Genomic DNA, 16,511 nt, shown 5'->3' with positions numbered 1-16,511 from the left:
AATGAAAATCGATATAGTATTAGGAGCTGGAATTGGACTTTTCTTCTTTCTCTGGGTGATTGGTTATAACGTCCTACCTCTTGGAATTTTGGGAGTAGGAGCCTTTCTTCTTTGGAAATTGGTCATTCAGAGACAAGTGCTCAAGACGGCAGGAAAAGGAGTTCAAATTTCAGATACCTCTGTAAACTTTGAAGATATTGGAGGGCAAAACTCAGCCAAAAAGGAATTGCAGGAAGCCTTAGATTTTCTTTTATATACGGAGCGCATGAAGGAGCTCGGAATTCGACCGCTGAAAGGGATTCTATTGTCAGGGCCACCAGGTACAGGCAAAACACTCTTAGCGAAAGCTGCTGCGCGCTATACCAATTCGGGATTTTTGGCGATATCCGGGAGCGAATTTGTTGAGATGTACGCAGGTGTAGGTGCCGAACGGGTTCGCAGCTTATTCCGTAGGGCAAAGGAACTTGCCAGTAAAGAGAAAAAAACAAGCGCGATTATTTTTATTGATGAGATCGATATTCTCGGGGCGAAGCGTGGAAGTAATATTTCTCATCATGAGTATGATCAAACCTTAAATCAGCTCTTAGTGGAGATGGATGGTTTAGGGACAGAACAAGAAATCCAAATCTTGGTCCTCGCCGCGACGAACCGTGCGGAAGCCCTTGATTCCGCCTTACTGAGGCCGGGTCGCTTTGATCGACTGGTTAAAGTCGATTTGCCCGACAAGGAAGGTCGACTGGCAATTCTCAATATACATGCACGTAATAAACCTTTAGCGCAGGATGTTAATTTAGAAAAGATCGCCCAAGAAACATTTGGTTTCTCAGGGGCCCACCTCGAAAGTGTAACCAATGAAGCCGCCGTTTTCGCTTTACGAGACGACGATCAAGAGATTAAAATGCGACATTTCCGAGAAGCTGTTGAAAAAGTATTATTAGGAGAGAAACTTGACCGAAAACCGACAGAAGGAGAATTGAAAAGAGTAGCTGTGCATGAAAGTGGGCATGCCCTGCTGGCAGAACATGTTCATCCACACTCAGTTTCCCAGGTTTCGATTCGTTCCCGAGGAAATGCGTTAGGGTATGTCCGCCATTACCCGGAGAATGATCTTTATCTTTATACCCAGGGAATGCTCGAAGAACAAATCATGATCGCTTTAGCAGGCGCGTTGGCCGAGGAAACAGTGTTAGGAGCACGTAGCACAGGCTCAGCAGGAGACTATGAGCAAGCCCTACAGATGATTGAAAAAATGCTCGCGTCAGGAATGTCTGAATTGGGAGTCGTGGATGTCAGCAAAATCAGTGCTGACCAGCGTCAGACGGTGACCCATGATATACTAGCGGACCTTGAGCAAAAAACCCAGAGAATCATTCATGAAGAAAAAACAGTTTTGAGCCATTTGGCAGAGATCTTGCAAGAGGAAGAAAGTATTAGCGGGGAAAAGTTTCGTTCTTACCTCAGAACTGTAGCATAAGTCGCAGTCTGATCGTTAACCCTCATGTCTCCTTTATAAAGAAAACCCGGCTTTCGCCGATCTTTGCGACATAGAAGACTTGGTCAGCGCCAAAGCGGGGGCCTTAGTCGCCTTATCCTGCCGAACTTAACCGCATTCATCGTAGGAAAGCGAAACCGCTGGTTGCACTTATGCTATCTGCCAAAAATTTATACTCCCTGTTAGGAAAAGAAAAACTGCCGCCGAAAGAGCAGGCAGTTTTGTCTGATGACAAACATTTAGTCTTGAAAAGTATCTATCTAAACTAAAGCATTTTATTTTGTCCATTTTTCGAGTATCAATTCAGCTGTGTGTTTAACAACAACTGAAGAGCCCGACTTATCTAACCCGCCTGAAATTTGCATAAGGCATCCTGGACAATCCACTGCGACAACCTCAGCCCCTGTATCCTTAATGTTATTCAATTTTTTCTCAAGAATCGGGCCAGCCATCTCTGGGAATTTAATCGCATACGATCCACCAAAACCACAGCAACGATCAGAATCTTTCATTTCAACGAGATCTACACCTTTAATGTTAGTTAGAATTTCACGTTGCTCTTTATAAACACCCATTTTACGTTTTAAGTGACAGGAATCATGGTAGGTAACTTTAACATTTTTCCCATCCCCACCTGGCTCTAAGCCGCCGAGGTCATAAAGAAGTTTCGAGAAGTCAAAAGTCTTGCGACTGAGTTCTTCCGCTCGTTTCGACATCGCTGGATCGTCCGCGACTAAATCTCGGAAGCTATCCTTCAAAGCATGGGTACAGGTTGGGCAAGCCGAAACTACATAATCCACTTTTTCTGCATTCATCGCTTCAATATTGATAATTGCTGATTTGCGGGCATTTTGACGATCCCCCATGTAGCTAGCTGGAGCGCCACAGCAGGATTGTCCTTCTGGAAAAGTTACCTTGTAACCTTTTTCGTTTAAGCCTCTAATAACTCCCTCACCAATTCTCGGATAAACAAAATCGACGAGGCACCCTCCAAAGAAAGCAACCGTTCCCTTTTGCTCCTTAACATCTTGTTTGATCGTCTTTATGACATCACGGAAAGGCACATCTGCAATGGTCGGTAAACTCCCATTTTGGGTTAAACCTGAGAGGAACATGGGGAGGTGACGAATGACTGACTGACCCTTTGAGAAAGGCAATTGGGCTTTAGAGGCTATTTTTAAGAGAGAATGGAAAAGACGTCGGTTGGAAACCACATCTAGCGCAAATTTTTGCGTGAAGGGCAAACCCTTCTTCTCTCCGATCCTGTTCCGGATTTCTAGAATCATTTCCGAGATATTTAGCTTTCCGGCACAAACTTCATCACATCTTCCGCACTGTATACATAGATTTTGTGGATTAGTACTATCATCTTCAGAATTAAGGAAGTTAGTTAAGATGATCCCAATCCCGCCAGTATAGATATCCCCAAAAACGTGCCCGCCTACGAGTTGAAAAGCTGGGCAAACATTCAAGCAAGCCGCACAGCGGATACATTGGAACGTCTTCTTAAACTTTTCATCTTCATACATTTTTCGACGTCCATTATCCATGAGGACAATATGGAACTCTTTACCATCAATTGTACCATCGGGGTAATAAGCAGGTGTTTGACCGGTAATCATCGTGACATAACTCGTAATTTGTTGACACGTCCCATTGCGGGGAAGCATCTGGAGAATAGCACTCGCATCCTCAAAATTGTTGACAAACTTTTCAATTCCCACGAGGAAAACATGCGTTTTGGGCCAGGTTGAGGTTAAGCGAGCATTACCCTCATTGGTAACCATCATTAATGTACCAGTTTCAGCCACTGCTATATTTGCTCCGGAAATTCCCATATCCGCATCCATGAATTTTTTGCGCATTTCGACACGCGCTGTCTTCACCAATTGAGAAATTTCAGGATCATTGTGACGATGTAAATGCTTCGTAAATTCATCAGCAACTTCTTCTTTAGTCAAGTGAATTGCTGGCATAACCATATGTGAAGGGCGTTGACCCGCCATCTGAATAATCCATTCCCCTAGGTCTGTCTCCTGTATATCCATCCCCGCATCAATCAAGGTTTGATTAAGGTGAATTTCTTCCGAAGCCATTGATTTCGATTTGACAATATTATGAGCATTTTGCTTTTTAGCAAGCTCGAGAATATACTGTCTGGCATCTTCTCCCGTTTTCGCACGGTATACTTTCGCGCCACGTGCTGTTGCTGCCTTTTCAAACTTATCAATCATCTCATCGAGATGGGTAGCTGCATAAGACTTAACTTCAGCTACTTGATTCCGCAGGGCCTCAACATCATAGCCTTCATAGGCTTGTACCCGTGCATCTGAATAAGTATCCACAAAACGACCTAAAGCTCCTCTTAAGATTTTATTTTCTAGAGCATCTTCAATTCTTTGTTTAAATTGTGCATCTGCCATTTTATTTTCCCTCCTCGACCGAATCATCCACAAAGATAGCGATGAGCTCTCCAGGTCCATGTACTCCAATTGTTAATACTCGCTCAATATCAGAGGTTCGGCTTGGGCCTGTAATGAACCCTACAAAACCTGGGATTTGAGGTTCCCTGTGGATTACGCTTAAGGCCTCTGGCAAGGTTGGAATCAAAGCAGACGTCCGCACAAGTGCAAAATGAATAGGAGTAAAAGAAGAACACAAACGTTCATTCACATCTTCAGCATATTGGACTAAAGTTCCTAGTTCAGCGATTGCCCATTTCATTTCTGTTATTCCGGCATCTACTAAGGGGGTGACCTCTTGATAATGATCCATATGTAGGGTAATTCCATTTTCAGAGAGAAAATGGGCTAAATCACAACTTCTGGCTAAGGGTGAATTCACCATGGCTACACTATGGATTCCTTTTTCCTGAAGAAGCTGACTAATCAGCTTTTGAGCCTCAGCTGACGTTTTTGCACGATAACATTCACCAGAAACAGACTCCATCTTACTTTTGAAACGGTCATATAAGAGATTTATATCTCCCACTCTACTCACTCCTCGTATAATATAATTTGTTCCCAGCTCCACAGGTCCTTCTTGAATTATCTAATAAATTCTAAATTATACTTTATGATGGTCAGGCCACCATGCCAATAATTATTTTATGCTAGATTATCAGAAATTACAATCTTTTTATGATATTTCAGGATAGAATTCATAATGCTACTAAGAGAAAAGTTGAAAAAGGATTAGAATTTAGGTATAAAAAATAGGGCCTCCCCCATTTGATGTGCTCCCCTTTCTGGTAGGAGGTTTTTATTATTTAACCTGTCTACTTTTAGGGGAGCATATCAGTTAGGAAGTAGCCCTCTTCATTTTAAGTGTTTCCATAACGGTCGTTTGCTTTCGCAACATGTCGTTTATTTATATTGATTGGCTAATCTCTTCTTTAGATTCTCCGCGACAATTTCAGGATCAATAGGGTTTCTGGCAAGTCCACTTTCAATCGCTGCCTTCGCAACGGCTTTAGCAACAGCAGGTGCAACTTCAGGGTCAAAAGCACCAGGAATAATATTATCTGCACGGACATCTTCTGGTTTGATGATATTTGCAATTGCATAAGCGGCTGCTACTTTCATGGCATCATTGATGTCCGTTGCTCTAACATCAATCGCTCCACGGAATACTCCTGGGAACGCTAAGATGTTGTTGATTTGGTTTTGAACATCAGAGCGACCGGTAGAAATAACAGCAGCGCCTGCAGCAAACGCTCTTTCGATTGGCCAAATTTCAGGAACAGGGTTAGCTTGGCAGAAACAAATCGGGTCTTTCGCCATCGAACGAATCATATCTTCGTTCAGGACATTGGCGGCCGATACACCGATAAATACATCCGCGCCGACCAAAGCACCCGCAAGGTCACCACTGAATCTTTCAGGGTTCGTTGCGTCGGCGATTTCGTCTTTATATTTGTTCATACCAATAGGGCGACCTTTGTATATTGCCCCTTTAGTATCACACATGATGACATTTTTCAGTCCCAAACTCATGAGTAGCTTAACAATAGCGATACCTGCAGAACCTGCTCCGTTAGCGACTAGTTTAATATCCTCAAGCTTTTTGCCGACAACTTTAAGCGCATTGACTAAACCTGCTAAGGTCACAATTGCTGTACCATGTTGGTCATCATGGAAAATCGGTCCCTTGAAAATGCCATGTTTTTTCAATTTGCTTTCAATTTCAAAGCACTCGGGTGCTTTTATATCTTCGAGGTTGACACCGCCGAACGAGGGGGCAATAAGCTCAACCAATTCAACAATTTTATCAATATCAGTTGTGTTAACACAAATCGGATAAGCATCGACATCCCCAAAGGTCTTGAAGAGAAGTGCTTTTCCTTCCATAACTGGCATTGAGGCGGCAGCGCCTAAATTACCCAATCCCAAGATCGCCGTGCCATTGGATACAATACAAACCGCATTGGCATGATTTGTGTAAACATCCAAGGTTTCTGGATTGGCTGCAATTTCCTTCACGGGTTCCGCAACTCCTGGCGAATAAGCCAGTGTTAAATCATCAAGGTCATTAGCCGGCACAGTTACTCTAATTTCAAGTTTCCCAGGTTTTACCTTATGGAATTCTAAGGCTTCTTCACGAAGATTTTTAATGCGTGACATAGACTCAGCATCCTTTCATATCTAACTTTCTTAACAGGGAATTCCTCACCCTAATGATTTTAGCCCATTATTGACGACGCCTGGCTACAAAGGCTTGCAGCCAGGCGTTTGAAACTTAAATGGGATTAAGACTTAGTCGCTATTTGCTATTGTTCTTAGCTTCAATTTCAAGGTGAGTTGCTAAAATATCCTTAGCGTTGAGATAAACTGGTGTGTCCACCATTTTGCCGTTAAGGGAAACAGATGCTTTACCTTTAGCGAGTCCTTCTTCTTCGAAGACTTTAACGACGGCTTGTGCCCATTCAACATCTGCAGGATCTGGAGCATATAATTTGTTGGAAGGTTCAACTTGTCCTGGATGAATGATCATGCGACCTTCATAACCCATTTGACGACCTTCAGCAACATTTTTCTCGAAGCCTGGAATATCTTTATAGTCTACGAAAGGAGCATCGATGGCAACGATTCCTGCCATGCGACAAGCTACTGCCACATGAGCGCGTGCATATTGTTGTTCAACTGCCGCCGAGGTCAGCTTGACATGCATATCACGGCAGTAATCTACTGCACCAAAGATCGCATTGACATTACGTTTGCTAGCAAGGCAGCATTCGGCAGCGTTGATAACACCTTTAGCGGTTTCAAGCAGCATAGAAATTTTAACGGTTCCGACCGGAATACCGCGACGACGTTCGAGCTCTTCCAGTTTCCAGTCGAGTCTTTGCACATCATCAGCACAACCTGTTTTAGCTAAGGTTACACCGTCCAAGCCCGGCCAGACAATAGCTTCAAGGTCATCATCGGTCAATAATGTTTCCCAGTTATTGATACGAACAAAAACTTGTGCTCCACCAGCATGACCCGCTTGAAGACTTTCCTTGATCATTTCGCGAGTAGCCACTTTCTCTGAAGGTGGAATAGCATCTTCAAGGTCAAAGGTGATAATGTCTGCCGGAATTGTCGGTATCTTGGAAATAAATTTGGGATTGTTTCCTGGAATGTACATAATTGATCTCATAACTGCCATGTTTTTTTCCCCCTAAAATATTTTTATATCTAAGGTGAGAACCTTAGTAGCATAATAATTGTGTTTCATCCTAATTGATGAAATCAGTTGCTATTTTTTCTTTTAGAATAATGGGAATATCAGTCGGCGTATCAGCTACAAATCCTCCAGCTTTGCGAATCGCTTCCATCTTACTTTTAGCCGATCCGCGTCCACGTTCAACGATATTGGATGCGTGAGAAAAGCGCTGCCCTTCTGGGGCCCAAGCTCCAGCCACGTAAATCACAAATGGTTTTGTGAATTTGCCAGCAGCTATAACTTCAGCACATTCTTCTTCCTGAGTCCCGCCGATCTCGGCATAGACCGCAACCCCTCTGGTTTCGCTATCTTCCTCAAAATAGGGAAGCAGATCTGCCATTGAGGTCCCGAGAACAGGCTCGGTACCCGTGTGAACCACAGTGCTGACCCCGAATCCTCCTTCTCTTAAGACCCAAGGAATCGTACCCGATTGTCCCCCACTCCGTGAGAAAACACCGATACTCCCTTTTTTGAAGAATTTATTGGCCCACTCGACATTACCGCCAAGCCAGCCAACAACAGCTTCTCCGGGGGTAAGGATTCCTATCGAGCCAGGTCCAATAACCCGAGCGCCTTTCATTTTGGCATAGGCGATCATCTCCATGATGTCATGGATAGGCGTGCCTTCGACACAAGGAATAATATTTTTAACCCCTGCATCTGCCGCTTCCATCACAGCAGTCTTCAACCCACGTCCTGGTACGAAAACGACGCTAAAATCGATTTCTCCGTTTTCACGGACAATTTCCTTCACGGTATTATAAACCGGAACGCCATGAATTTCTTCGCCGGCTTTCCCCGGACTGGTTCCGCCAATAAGCTTCGTCCCATATTCCTTCATATATTTTGTCCTCACCGATCCTTCACGTCCGGTGATCCCTTGGACAACAACCTTGGTCCCATTATTGATCAAAATACCCATTTTTATCCCTCATTTAAAATTTTGCTCGGTTTTCACCTAGTGTTGTTCTAGCTTTCAAGCTAAACAACGCTTTTTGAGGTATTCATCTAAGCCAGCAACAGGTACGTCAATATGAATAGCATCGTTTCCGCGAAATTTGCAAGCAAATTCACAGGCGAGGCATTCCGTTCCTAAACGTAATATTTCTTCATCGTTACGATGCGCTACAGAGGCTCTTCCATGATCATCAATACCAAGCAGACCCCGCGCATATTTTTTACAGGCATCTGCACAAGCCTTGCTCCCGCATGTCTCGCACTTGCTGGTATCGATCCTGATCGTACAACTTTTTTCTGCGAATTCCAGCATGGTATTTCCCTACTTTCTTTGAGCTTCTTTCTCGGCACGATACTCCTTGCTCAGGAGCAAGAGTCTTTCGCCAATAAACTTCGTATCGGTTACATGTTCCTTACCATAAATTTCAATTCTTCTTCCAGGCCCCCCCGCGGTCATGAGATCCGCTAAGCCTGTACGAAGTATTTCTAAGGACTCATCTTCTCGGTTACCGCAGAGTAATAGGACACAGGGCAATCCTGGTTTTTGCGTAGGTAAGACTTCGCGCAGGACTTTGACAATTGCGTGAGCATGGTGCCATTGTTCCTGGTTTGCCATCATGAAGCCACCCAACAAATAGCCATCGATATTCGGTTGAGAAAGAACAGCTTTAGCAACTCGGTAGATTTTTGACGCCACTGGGTTTCCACTCGTATCAGCATAGTTAGCTGGCATTAAACCCACTTGATTCAGGGCATCCAGCCCCATCATCGCCGAACCGCCACCGATTGGATGATAACCAATATAGCCTGGACTCACTTCGTCAAACCCCATATTCATCAGAAATCCTGTGCCTCTGGCGTCTGTTTCCTCAATGCTCCAACCGATGAAATCCAATTCTGTCGGCACTCCAGGGAGATCACGAGCAATTTCAATTCCGAATTCAGGATGACGTCCGACTGCACTATTATCAATTTCCATCTTGCAATCTGCACAAACAAGATCGCCATCTGCGGTTATAATCAACGGATTAATCTCTAAAGTCTGACAATCGTAGGTTTGATAGGTTTGAGACAATTTCGTTAAGAAATTCGCGAATTTGCTCAGTTCCTTAGCTGGAACACCGGCTTTTGCCGCTAAATCAACGGCATCATAGATTTGTAACCCGAAAATCGGGTCAACGTTGAGTTTGAAGATTTTCTCTTCGGGAACACTTTCGATGTCCATTCCCCCTTCAGTGCTGAACATCAGCATCGGGGAACGAGCTTCTCTGGACCCATTAACAACGAAAGAACAGTAGAATTCTTTCTTAATATTTAATTTTTCTTCAACTAGCACCTGATGTACAGGCAATCCTTTAACCGTTTTCGCCAGGATTTCTGCCGCAGCTTGAGCCGCTTCTTCCGGCGTATTGACTAATTTTACGATACCTGCTTTACCTCGACCACCCGCTTGGACTTGACCTTTGACCGCTACTGGTCCGCCAATCCATTCAGCTACTTGTTTTGCTTCTTCGGGAGTAGAAGCTGGTCGTCCTTTTGGTACAGGCATACCCGCTTTTGCAAGCCATCCCTTACCTTCATACTCTAAAAATCTTGCCATACGTAATCCCTTCCATAATGAAAATTTCCGGTAAACTAGAGATACTCCTTTTACTCATTACTCTAGTAAAGAAGTCTCTCACCCCTTTCCTACTCTCAATCCAGTCGAATAAAGAGCAACTTATTTGGATTATGGAGGATACAAACTGAAGCTCTCTTGTTTTACATTGTGAAACGTAGTTTCATTTTCTTTGACACACTTATTATCTATCGAATCTTCGTATAAGTCAATAAAAAGAATAAAAAGAATAAAAAGAATTTGGGAGAAATCGAATTGAATATTTTCCGGCAAATCTGAGTGCTACTACTTTCATTATTCACAACATTGTTTTATATTCACATGTCGAATATTCTCTACTAATTTTTAAATTCCTTCTCATCTATTGATGTTATTTCAATATTCAGGCTGTCTATTGGTCCTACCTTTTCCTACCGGACACATTGACATGCATCGTAGGGCACCAAAAAGGGTTTCAGCGAAAATATCATATCGCTGAAACCCTTGTCATATAATCTTATTAATGGTGGAGGTAAGCGGGATCGAACCGCTGGCCTCTAGAGTGCGATTCTAGCGCTCTCCCAGCTGAGCTATACCCCCATCGCTCATTAGTATAAACGAATTTTCTGGAATACTCAAGAACTTACTTATATTTCTTTCGAATTTAAGGTTTCGATTTATTCACTACGGAGGAATCTGAATGAGTCAAATTTACTACGATCGAGAAATTCTATATGTCTATAAGATCTATTTTTTTCTCTTATTATGGAGTTTATCCCTAGCATTGGGGGGAATAACTTTCTTGAGATTTGGGCGTCTCCCTGGACTGTGTCTCTTCGTTATCTGTACCTTACTTTCTTACCTAGCAATGGTAAGAAAGAAGGAGTTTCCCCCTCCTGATAGGAAGCTTACCGCTCAACGCATGGCCCGTGAAATCACTCAGGACACTAGTCCCCTGGCCATCTCTCGCTTTGCCAGTCAGCTCTATTTTTATCTGCACGAAACTCAGCAAGCGATTAACTTACTCGAAAAATATCTACCCTCCCTAGACCCGTTACTTTGCGCTACCCTTGCCGACATCCTTCTTCGAGAAGGTCTCCATCGTCAAGCTTTGTCGGTTCTGCGTGATAATCCTTATACTCTGGCTGATCCTCTACTCCTCGCTACCCAAGGACGCATTCTTCAACAGATCAATCGCTACCCTGAAGCCGTAAAAATTTACGAACGAAGTCTTCGTTTATCACAGAAAATAGGATTTCCTCATAATGGTGCACCATGGTTTACCCAAATTCTCTTATCCTTAAGCTATAAGGCCAGTTTGCACCATTCTCTGGCGGATTGCTATATCCAGCTCAAAGATTATCGTCTGGCCAAAAAACATATTTGGGCTGGGAATTTACGATTATTCGATCTCTCGTTGTGGAAAAAGGTTAGACTTTCTCATAATAATTCTGCAAGAAACTACATAAAATCACATTAGTTCATCATTCTTTTCTTAGTTTTAGCCGTCTAAGCTGTCCTTTTCCAACACATTTCACCGTTGGGATTGAATATAATAAAGACAAGCTAAATTTAACTACAGAATCTAACAGCAAGTTTTAAGATAACCTATTTGAATGGAGGAATGCTTAATGCTGTCATCAAATGAAGAGGTTTTAAGGTTTATTCGCGAATTTGAAGATTCTTCCCGAGAATATCTCTTATCGCATGGAACAAGTGAACATGATCTGGAAAATGCCTATTTAGAACTTCAGTGGCAATTTCTGCAGACTATTTTAAAAGCGAAACCTATTTCACACAAGCGTCGTTCTCTTCAATCCTTAAGACAAAATTCACGCGCCACAATTGCCTAATTTATATTCATATCCTCAAATACCTCGCGAAGGCCCGAATCCCCGTTAGCGCTGTGCTTACTGGTTCTTCGTAGTTCCATCCTTTGGCGTAGATTCCTTTATAATCCGGCTTAAAAGCGCCACATTCAGTTTGTCTCTCGATAAGAGAGTAAATTCCTCGATCAAAAACCTCGACTGGAAGATGCCCTTTCTGCGGGCAAAGCGCTGCTAGGGTGAGGGCTGTTTCAACCATTGAGCTTCCCCATCCCCCATCTGAATTTTGCTGGGATAATAAATACTGCGTCGCTTTAGAGCGACTTGAAGCTATTTGTCGCATCAAACCCCATTGACTCCACACCCCATGAAATTTATTCATCAGTTCTAACGCTTGAGCAGTTCCATAGATACGACCTTCTAACCAGACGGCGTCAAATTCGCCGTCTTTTTTTTGTTGTGATAATACCCATTTTAAGCCCCTAATACTCGCAGGATGATGAAGCGAAATCCCCTGTCTTCTTAACCCTTCTAAAATATGAATTGTTACATCTAAACTTTGAATGTAGACCGGGGTACAGGCTTCAATTTCGGGAGGTTGACCCCTAAAATCAGGGAAGGTACCCCAGCTTCCATCCTCATTTTGAAAACGAAGTAATAACTCGAGAGTTAATCTGGAAGCAATGTTTCCTATTGGCAAAGCCATTAATGCAACGGCTGTATCATCTAAATCTGGATGAGTATAGGGTGGAGTCGTACCATAACTTCCATCACTGTTGCTGGCCTTCACCAGCCACTGTTGGACCTTCTGATTCAGGTTACTTTCATCTGACGTCAGATTGAATTCCTGATAGATCGCACCTGTCCATCCCATCGCCCACGTTTGCAATTGATCAAAGGCTGGCCAACCTCCACTTGGATATTGTTTTCGGACAAGCCAATCTCCTGCTTTCTGGATCGTCTCCTTCTGCTCAGGGAAGCGGATTAAAGCCAGTATGACTAAAGAGGTTGCGATAACATCCTCGGCCCATGATCCATCTGGCATTTGGGTTTTTCTTAAAAATTGAATTGCCTCTCGCGTACCAGAGGAATTGGTTGTATCACTCAGTAGACAGGCGGCGACGACAACAGGTCGACCATACTGAGGAAGTTTCTTCTGAACGTTCTCTTCAAGTACGTGCGCTAAAGAAGTTTCTAGCGGTTTAGGACCTTCTAACCCTGGAACAACATCTTTACCTAATGTCAGCACTAGATCTGACAGTCTTCTGCTTTGTTCGAGAACAGATAGTTTGGCTAAAACTCCACCACGGCTGAGCTGAACAACTATTCGGGCTAAATGACTCACTTCCTCGTCTTCTAGCCCTCCTGGTATCTTTCCCCAACCGTGATTTGAACTTTCTCGTAATAAGCACTCGGTTCCCCGTCTTTGTGCCTTTTCGTAGCCCCGTCCCAGAGCTAAAAGAGAAAGAGTTGCCAACGCCGTTGCTCCAGGGCAAACTGAAACACGATGCGCTTCGTCGAGCGAGTTTACCAAAATTTGTTGAACACCTTCTTGCACAAACTCATTCGCCTTTTGTAAAGATTTTTTAGCCTGTTCGCTGTACTTCATAGTATGCTCCCTTTTGATTCTTGTGAGCTATACTATGGTCTATGTCAAAAGTGATCCTTCCGTGATTATTCTTCTTCGTTTTTAACATCAATAAGCATCGCATTTTCATCGCAGTTAGGGAATTTAACACAATAAAGACATTCTTGCCAGACTTTTTGGGGCAATTCTTCTTTATTCACACCATGAAAACCTAAATGAAAGAAAAATTCTGACTGGTAGGTTAAGGCAAAGACCTTAGGAACCCCCAGTTCCTCAGCTTCCTGTAAGAGAGACGCGACGATAATTTTTCCTATGCCTTGGCCTTGGTGACCTTTATTTATAGCTAAAGCCTGTATTTCCGCCAAATCATCCCAGAGAATATGGAGTGCTCCTACGCCTATGATCTCTTCCTCATTTTCATAGACCATAAATTCGCGAATATGTTCACACAGCGTATGGCGCGAACGTGCAAGCATCAAACCTTCTTCGGCAAAACCATTGACTAAACTTTGAATACGCTCGATATCTGCGAGTTTGGCCGTTCTAATTCCCATATTCATCACTCCTCCGTTCCGTATAATTATACATTAATTAGATGATTTATACTATATCTACTTTTACTGAAAAATTTGTCACAATTTTGGGGATAACCCCAATGGTAAAATCATGCTTTAATCCCTGTCTGCATAGGCTTCTCGGACAATACAGGAGCTTATATTCAATCGCCTTTTTATTACATTTTTCTTTTCTCGCCTATGATAAGATATCACAGGGCCATCTTCAGAATGGAATCTCGGAAGGGGTTTGGTTTAAAATGCTTGCCAGGTTAGTGCAATTATCAAAAAGAGTAGGATTTCAATTAGTGATGATATTTCTCAGTTTATTATTCATAGCTCTATCTCATATTATCAAGGTTTTTTCTCCTCTACCTAATATCGTGCTTATCATCTCCATTTATTTATTAGCAAAAAATCTGAAAAATGAAAGGCGTTTTCATCGGCAGCAGATTCGAACGATGAAAGTTCTATTACACCAGAACCCCCCCCTGATTCAGACAGTGGATTATTCCCGGGCACCACTTTTAGTCCTTGATCGTGATCATCTCATCATCGATGCCAGTCCTGAAGTTCAGAAACTTTTGAAACTTTCAGAGTCTTCACTACTCAATCGATCTATTTTTTCTGTTCTTCCCCTTCCTGAAGCAGAACTAAAGGTCTGGGAAAGCTTTAAAGGAGAAATCACCTACTATAGCAAAGACCAGGAAACGATTTATTTGAACTATTTTATCCACCCCATCCTCGATCGAGGTCAGAGAACGGGAAGATTAATTACTTTTTCCGATGTTAGTGAAGAAAAGAAGCGTGATGAGGCCTACCTCCAGGCCGCTAAATACTCCGTTGTCCGGCAGGTTGGAGCAGGATTAGCTCATGAACTTAGAAATCCCTTAACGACGATTAAGGGATTTATGCAGTTGATTGGCCCTAACCAATTTCCCGAAAAACTTCGTCCCTATCATCAACTCATCCTCGATGAAATTAAAACAACTGACGAACTCATTCACAACTTTTTGCTTCTGACTAATCCTTCAGCTCCCCAATTCAAGACCGTCGAACCCGAGGATCTTATCCGAAATGTAATGCAAATTTTACAACCCTCGCTCTTAATTAATGGATTAACAATTCAATTGTCGATAGTTAACCCGATTGTGCCTATATTAGGAGATGAGGAGCAACTTTTACAAGCGCTCCTCTCGATTATTCAGAATGCAATTGATGCCTCACCAGTCGAAAGCGAAATAAGGATAACTCTTAGCGGGCAAGAAAACGTCTTAGAGCTTAGCGTCGAAGATCAGGGAAAAGGAATTCCGAAAAATATGCGAGATAGAGTCTTTGACCCTTTCTTCACTACTCGAAAGGATGGAAGTGGTTTAGGACTAACGATAGCCAAACGAATCATCCTTGCACACCATGGAGAACTAAAATTTATGGATCCCCCTCAGGCTAAAGGCACTTTTATTCTTCTCCGTCTTCCTGCGCACAATATTAAGGAGTGTAAAATTGCATAAGCGAAGAATTGCTTTGACTTCGGCAGGATATTTCATCTAAGCCGCTCGTTTGCCAATTCTCTGGTAGAGTCCAGATTTGAAAGTGGTCTGGATTCTTTAGCCAAGACCTAAAGAGACGAAGGTCTTCTTCCATACTCATTGTAGTTAGCCAAATAATCTGCCCATCCCATAAAACCTTGGAAGGTTTCAACTTGGGTGAACAGAGAAGATCACTATTTCTTAAAACACAACTTAAGAGAAGAGACTGACTCGCGAAAACCATGGGTTTCTCCAAAATTGGACAAACAACGCTTAATTGACCGTCACCCTGGAAATAGAACCATTGACCGAGTTCATGAACCAAATTTTCTCCCCGTTCTTTAGGTAGCCATGGCCACTCCCAGGGATTCCCCCAGAGCATGCCGATAATCCCGCTCCCTTGATGCAAATATAGAGAAAGGATTTCTTTGGGTTTGAGCTCCCCTCGTTTTTCCTTTTCCTCTAAATGTTCCAGAATACTCGAAATCGCCTGACGGAATTCTAGATTTAATACTCCTGAAACATCAACCCACCCAGAACGTAGCCATAGTTTACGGAGGAATGTATCGCGTTCCCACTTTGTTTTGGTCGAGAGTTCAAACTTTCTTCCTTTGCGGCGGATCTCAGCAATTTCGAGGTTACTCCAGTAAAGGCTAATATTGCGGGCTTTAATATCGGCTCTGACCTGACGCGTGAGCAATTGATCAGCGTACGCTTTGACCACATCGAGTTGATATTGGGCCACAGGGTTTAGCTCCTGACGCCATTTGTTCCAGTCGAGGCGCTCTTCCCCTAAAGAATAACGAATGTTTTTTTGATTTGAATTTTCATTTTCCGGAATAAGATAGAGACTTGGTGTCAGTTTTTCACGCCAATAGACAGCACGTACGTTTAGACTTCCACCGACCTTTGCTAGGGCCTGTAGAAAAAAGGGAGTAAAATCTGGGGCAATAAAATAGATGACCGTCTTAGCGCCATTACTTAGACGGCTCCCCCACAACATTCCTGCGAGCAGAAAATCCTCTTCCTTGGGAATCTTCGAACTTGCGATAATCCCCACCCGCAGTGAAGTCTCGCCCCCTGTAAAATAATCAAACTCGATCGGAAGTCGCCAGTCTTTTCTCTTATCATTGGGGCACTCCTGAAAATTATTCACAATAAAGAAATCAGGATGAGCCTCCCAAACTGTTTGCCATCTTTCCACAATGATCCTCCCTTAGCTTTTGTCATATTACATATCTACGCATAAAAGAAGTACAAAA

Annotated in this window: 14 protein-coding genes and 1 tRNA gene; 4 read left to right on the top strand and 11 right to left on the bottom strand. The window is 43.0% G+C overall.

Going from position 1 to position 16,511, the window contains the following annotated elements:
* Window position 1 precedes the first annotated feature (1 nt).
* Window positions 2-1,474: an AAA family ATPase gene (locus VM640_RS10350; RefSeq protein ID WP_325391900.1), complete on the top strand. Its 1,473-nt coding sequence runs from the start codon at window positions 2-4 to the stop codon at window positions 1,472-1,474.
* A 293-nt stretch (window positions 1,475-1,767) separates the two neighbouring features.
* Here the strand turns inward: VM640_RS10350 and ldhH are convergent, their stop codons facing one another.
* The 8 genes from ldhH to VM640_RS10310 all read right to left on the bottom strand — a co-directional run bounded on the left by ldhH (window position 1,768) and on the right by VM640_RS10310 (window position 10,352).
* The gene (gene ldhH / locus VM640_RS10345) at window positions 1,768-3,915 is read right to left on the bottom strand and encodes an L-lactate dehydrogenase (quinone) large subunit LdhH (protein ID WP_325391899.1); all 2,148 of its coding nucleotides are present in this window, start codon (window positions 3,913-3,915) and stop codon (window positions 1,768-1,770) included.
* A gap of 1 nt (window position 3,916) precedes the next feature.
* On the bottom strand, window positions 3,917-4,483 hold the full coding sequence (locus VM640_RS10340; protein ID WP_325391897.1) for a LutC/YkgG family protein: 567 nt from the start codon (window positions 4,481-4,483) through the stop codon (window positions 3,917-3,919).
* A gap of 374 nt (window positions 4,484-4,857) precedes the next feature.
* Window positions 4,858-6,114, bottom strand: coding sequence for an NAD(P)-dependent malic enzyme (locus tag VM640_RS10335; protein ID WP_325391895.1), 1,257 nt, complete (start codon window positions 6,112-6,114; stop codon window positions 4,858-4,860).
* Window positions 6,115-6,253: 139 nt separating this feature from the next.
* Window positions 6,254-7,141, bottom strand: a complete 888-nt coding sequence (locus VM640_RS10330; RefSeq protein WP_325391893.1) for an HpcH/HpaI aldolase/citrate lyase family protein — start codon at window positions 7,139-7,141, stop codon at window positions 6,254-6,256.
* Window positions 7,142-7,211: 70 nt separating this feature from the next.
* Window positions 7,212-8,120 carry a succinate--CoA ligase subunit alpha gene (locus VM640_RS10325; protein ID WP_325391891.1) on the bottom strand — a complete coding sequence of 303 codons (909 nt, stop codon included), beginning with the start codon at window positions 8,118-8,120 and terminating at the stop codon, window positions 7,212-7,214.
* Between the two features lie 54 nt (window positions 8,121-8,174).
* The gene (locus VM640_RS10320; RefSeq protein WP_325391889.1) at window positions 8,175-8,468 is read right to left on the bottom strand and encodes a hypothetical protein; all 294 of its coding nucleotides are present in this window, start codon (window positions 8,466-8,468) and stop codon (window positions 8,175-8,177) included.
* Between the two features lie 9 nt (window positions 8,469-8,477).
* Window positions 8,478-9,755: an ATP-grasp domain-containing protein gene (locus VM640_RS10315; RefSeq protein ID WP_325391888.1), complete on the bottom strand. Its 1,278-nt coding sequence runs from the start codon at window positions 9,753-9,755 to the stop codon at window positions 8,478-8,480.
* Between the two features lie 521 nt (window positions 9,756-10,276).
* Window positions 10,277-10,352, bottom strand: a tRNA-Ala gene (locus tag VM640_RS10310).
* Window positions 10,353-10,452: 100 nt separating this feature from the next.
* Here VM640_RS10310 and VM640_RS10305 point away from each other — a divergent pair.
* Window positions 10,453-11,232, top strand: a complete 780-nt coding sequence (locus VM640_RS10305; RefSeq protein WP_325391886.1) for a tetratricopeptide repeat protein — start codon at window positions 10,453-10,455, stop codon at window positions 11,230-11,232.
* A 151-nt stretch (window positions 11,233-11,383) separates the two neighbouring features.
* On the top strand, window positions 11,384-11,605 hold the full coding sequence (locus tag VM640_RS10300; RefSeq protein WP_325391884.1) for a hypothetical protein: 222 nt from the start codon (window positions 11,384-11,386) through the stop codon (window positions 11,603-11,605).
* A 7-nt stretch (window positions 11,606-11,612) separates the two neighbouring features.
* Here VM640_RS10300 and VM640_RS10295 read toward each other — a convergent pair whose 3' ends face one another.
* The gene (locus VM640_RS10295) at window positions 11,613-13,187 is read right to left on the bottom strand and encodes a prenyltransferase/squalene oxidase repeat-containing protein (protein WP_325391882.1); all 1,575 of its coding nucleotides are present in this window, start codon (window positions 13,185-13,187) and stop codon (window positions 11,613-11,615) included.
* A gap of 65 nt (window positions 13,188-13,252) precedes the next feature.
* Entirely contained in the window at window positions 13,253-13,720 is a 468-nt protein-coding gene (locus tag VM640_RS10290) for an N-acetyltransferase (RefSeq protein WP_325391880.1), read from the bottom strand.
* 461 nt (window positions 13,721-14,181) lie between these two features.
* Between VM640_RS10290 and VM640_RS10285 the strand changes: the two genes are divergently transcribed.
* The gene (locus tag VM640_RS10285; RefSeq protein ID WP_325391878.1) at window positions 14,182-15,231 is read left to right on the top strand and encodes a two-component system sensor histidine kinase NtrB; all 1,050 of its coding nucleotides are present in this window, start codon (window positions 14,182-14,184) and stop codon (window positions 15,229-15,231) included.
* Here the strand turns inward: VM640_RS10285 and VM640_RS10280 are convergent.
* The gene (locus VM640_RS10280; protein ID WP_325391876.1) at window positions 15,209-16,453 is read right to left on the bottom strand and encodes a hypothetical protein; all 1,245 of its coding nucleotides are present in this window, start codon (window positions 16,451-16,453) and stop codon (window positions 15,209-15,211) included. The genes VM640_RS10285 and VM640_RS10280 overlap by 23 nt on opposite strands.
* Window positions 16,454-16,511 lie beyond the last annotated feature (58 nt).

The sequence above is a fragment of the Desulfitobacterium sp. genome (assembly GCF_035539115.1).
Lineage (GTDB): Bacteria > Bacillota > Desulfitobacteriia > Desulfitobacteriales > Desulfitobacteriaceae > Desulfitobacterium_A.
Note: the sequence above shows the minus strand (reverse complement) of the source record. Positions and strands in the feature narration are given on the sequence as shown.

Coding starts and splice junctions, on each gene's coding strand:
- VM640_RS10350 (WP_325391900.1), top strand. CDS start 2: ATGAAAATCGATATAGTATTAGGAGCTGGAATTGGACTTTTCTTCTTT.
- ldhH (WP_325391899.1), bottom strand. CDS start 3,915: ATGGCAGATGCACAATTTAAACAAAGAATTGAAGATGCTCTAGAAAAT.
- VM640_RS10335 (WP_325391895.1), bottom strand. CDS start 6,114: ATGTCACGCATTAAAAATCTTCGTGAAGAAGCCTTAGAATTCCATAAG.
- VM640_RS10330 (WP_325391893.1), bottom strand. CDS start 7,141: ATGGCAGTTATGAGATCAATTATGTACATTCCAGGAAACAATCCCAAA.
- VM640_RS10325 (WP_325391891.1), bottom strand. CDS start 8,120: ATGGGTATTTTGATCAATAATGGGACCAAGGTTGTTGTCCAAGGGATC.
- VM640_RS10320 (WP_325391889.1), bottom strand. CDS start 8,468: ATGCTGGAATTCGCAGAAAAAAGTTGTACGATCAGGATCGATACCAGC.
- VM640_RS10315 (WP_325391888.1), bottom strand. CDS start 9,755: ATGGCAAGATTTTTAGAGTATGAAGGTAAGGGATGGCTTGCAAAAGCG.
- VM640_RS10305 (WP_325391886.1), top strand. CDS start 10,453: ATGAGTCAAATTTACTACGATCGAGAAATTCTATATGTCTATAAGATC.
- VM640_RS10300 (WP_325391884.1), top strand. CDS start 11,384: ATGCTGTCATCAAATGAAGAGGTTTTAAGGTTTATTCGCGAATTTGAA.
- VM640_RS10295 (WP_325391882.1), bottom strand. CDS start 13,187: ATGAAGTACAGCGAACAGGCTAAAAAATCTTTACAAAAGGCGAATGAG.
- VM640_RS10290 (WP_325391880.1), bottom strand. CDS start 13,720: ATGGGAATTAGAACGGCCAAACTCGCAGATATCGAGCGTATTCAAAGT.
- VM640_RS10285 (WP_325391878.1), top strand. CDS start 14,182: ATGAAAGTTCTATTACACCAGAACCCCCCCCTGATTCAGACAGTGGAT.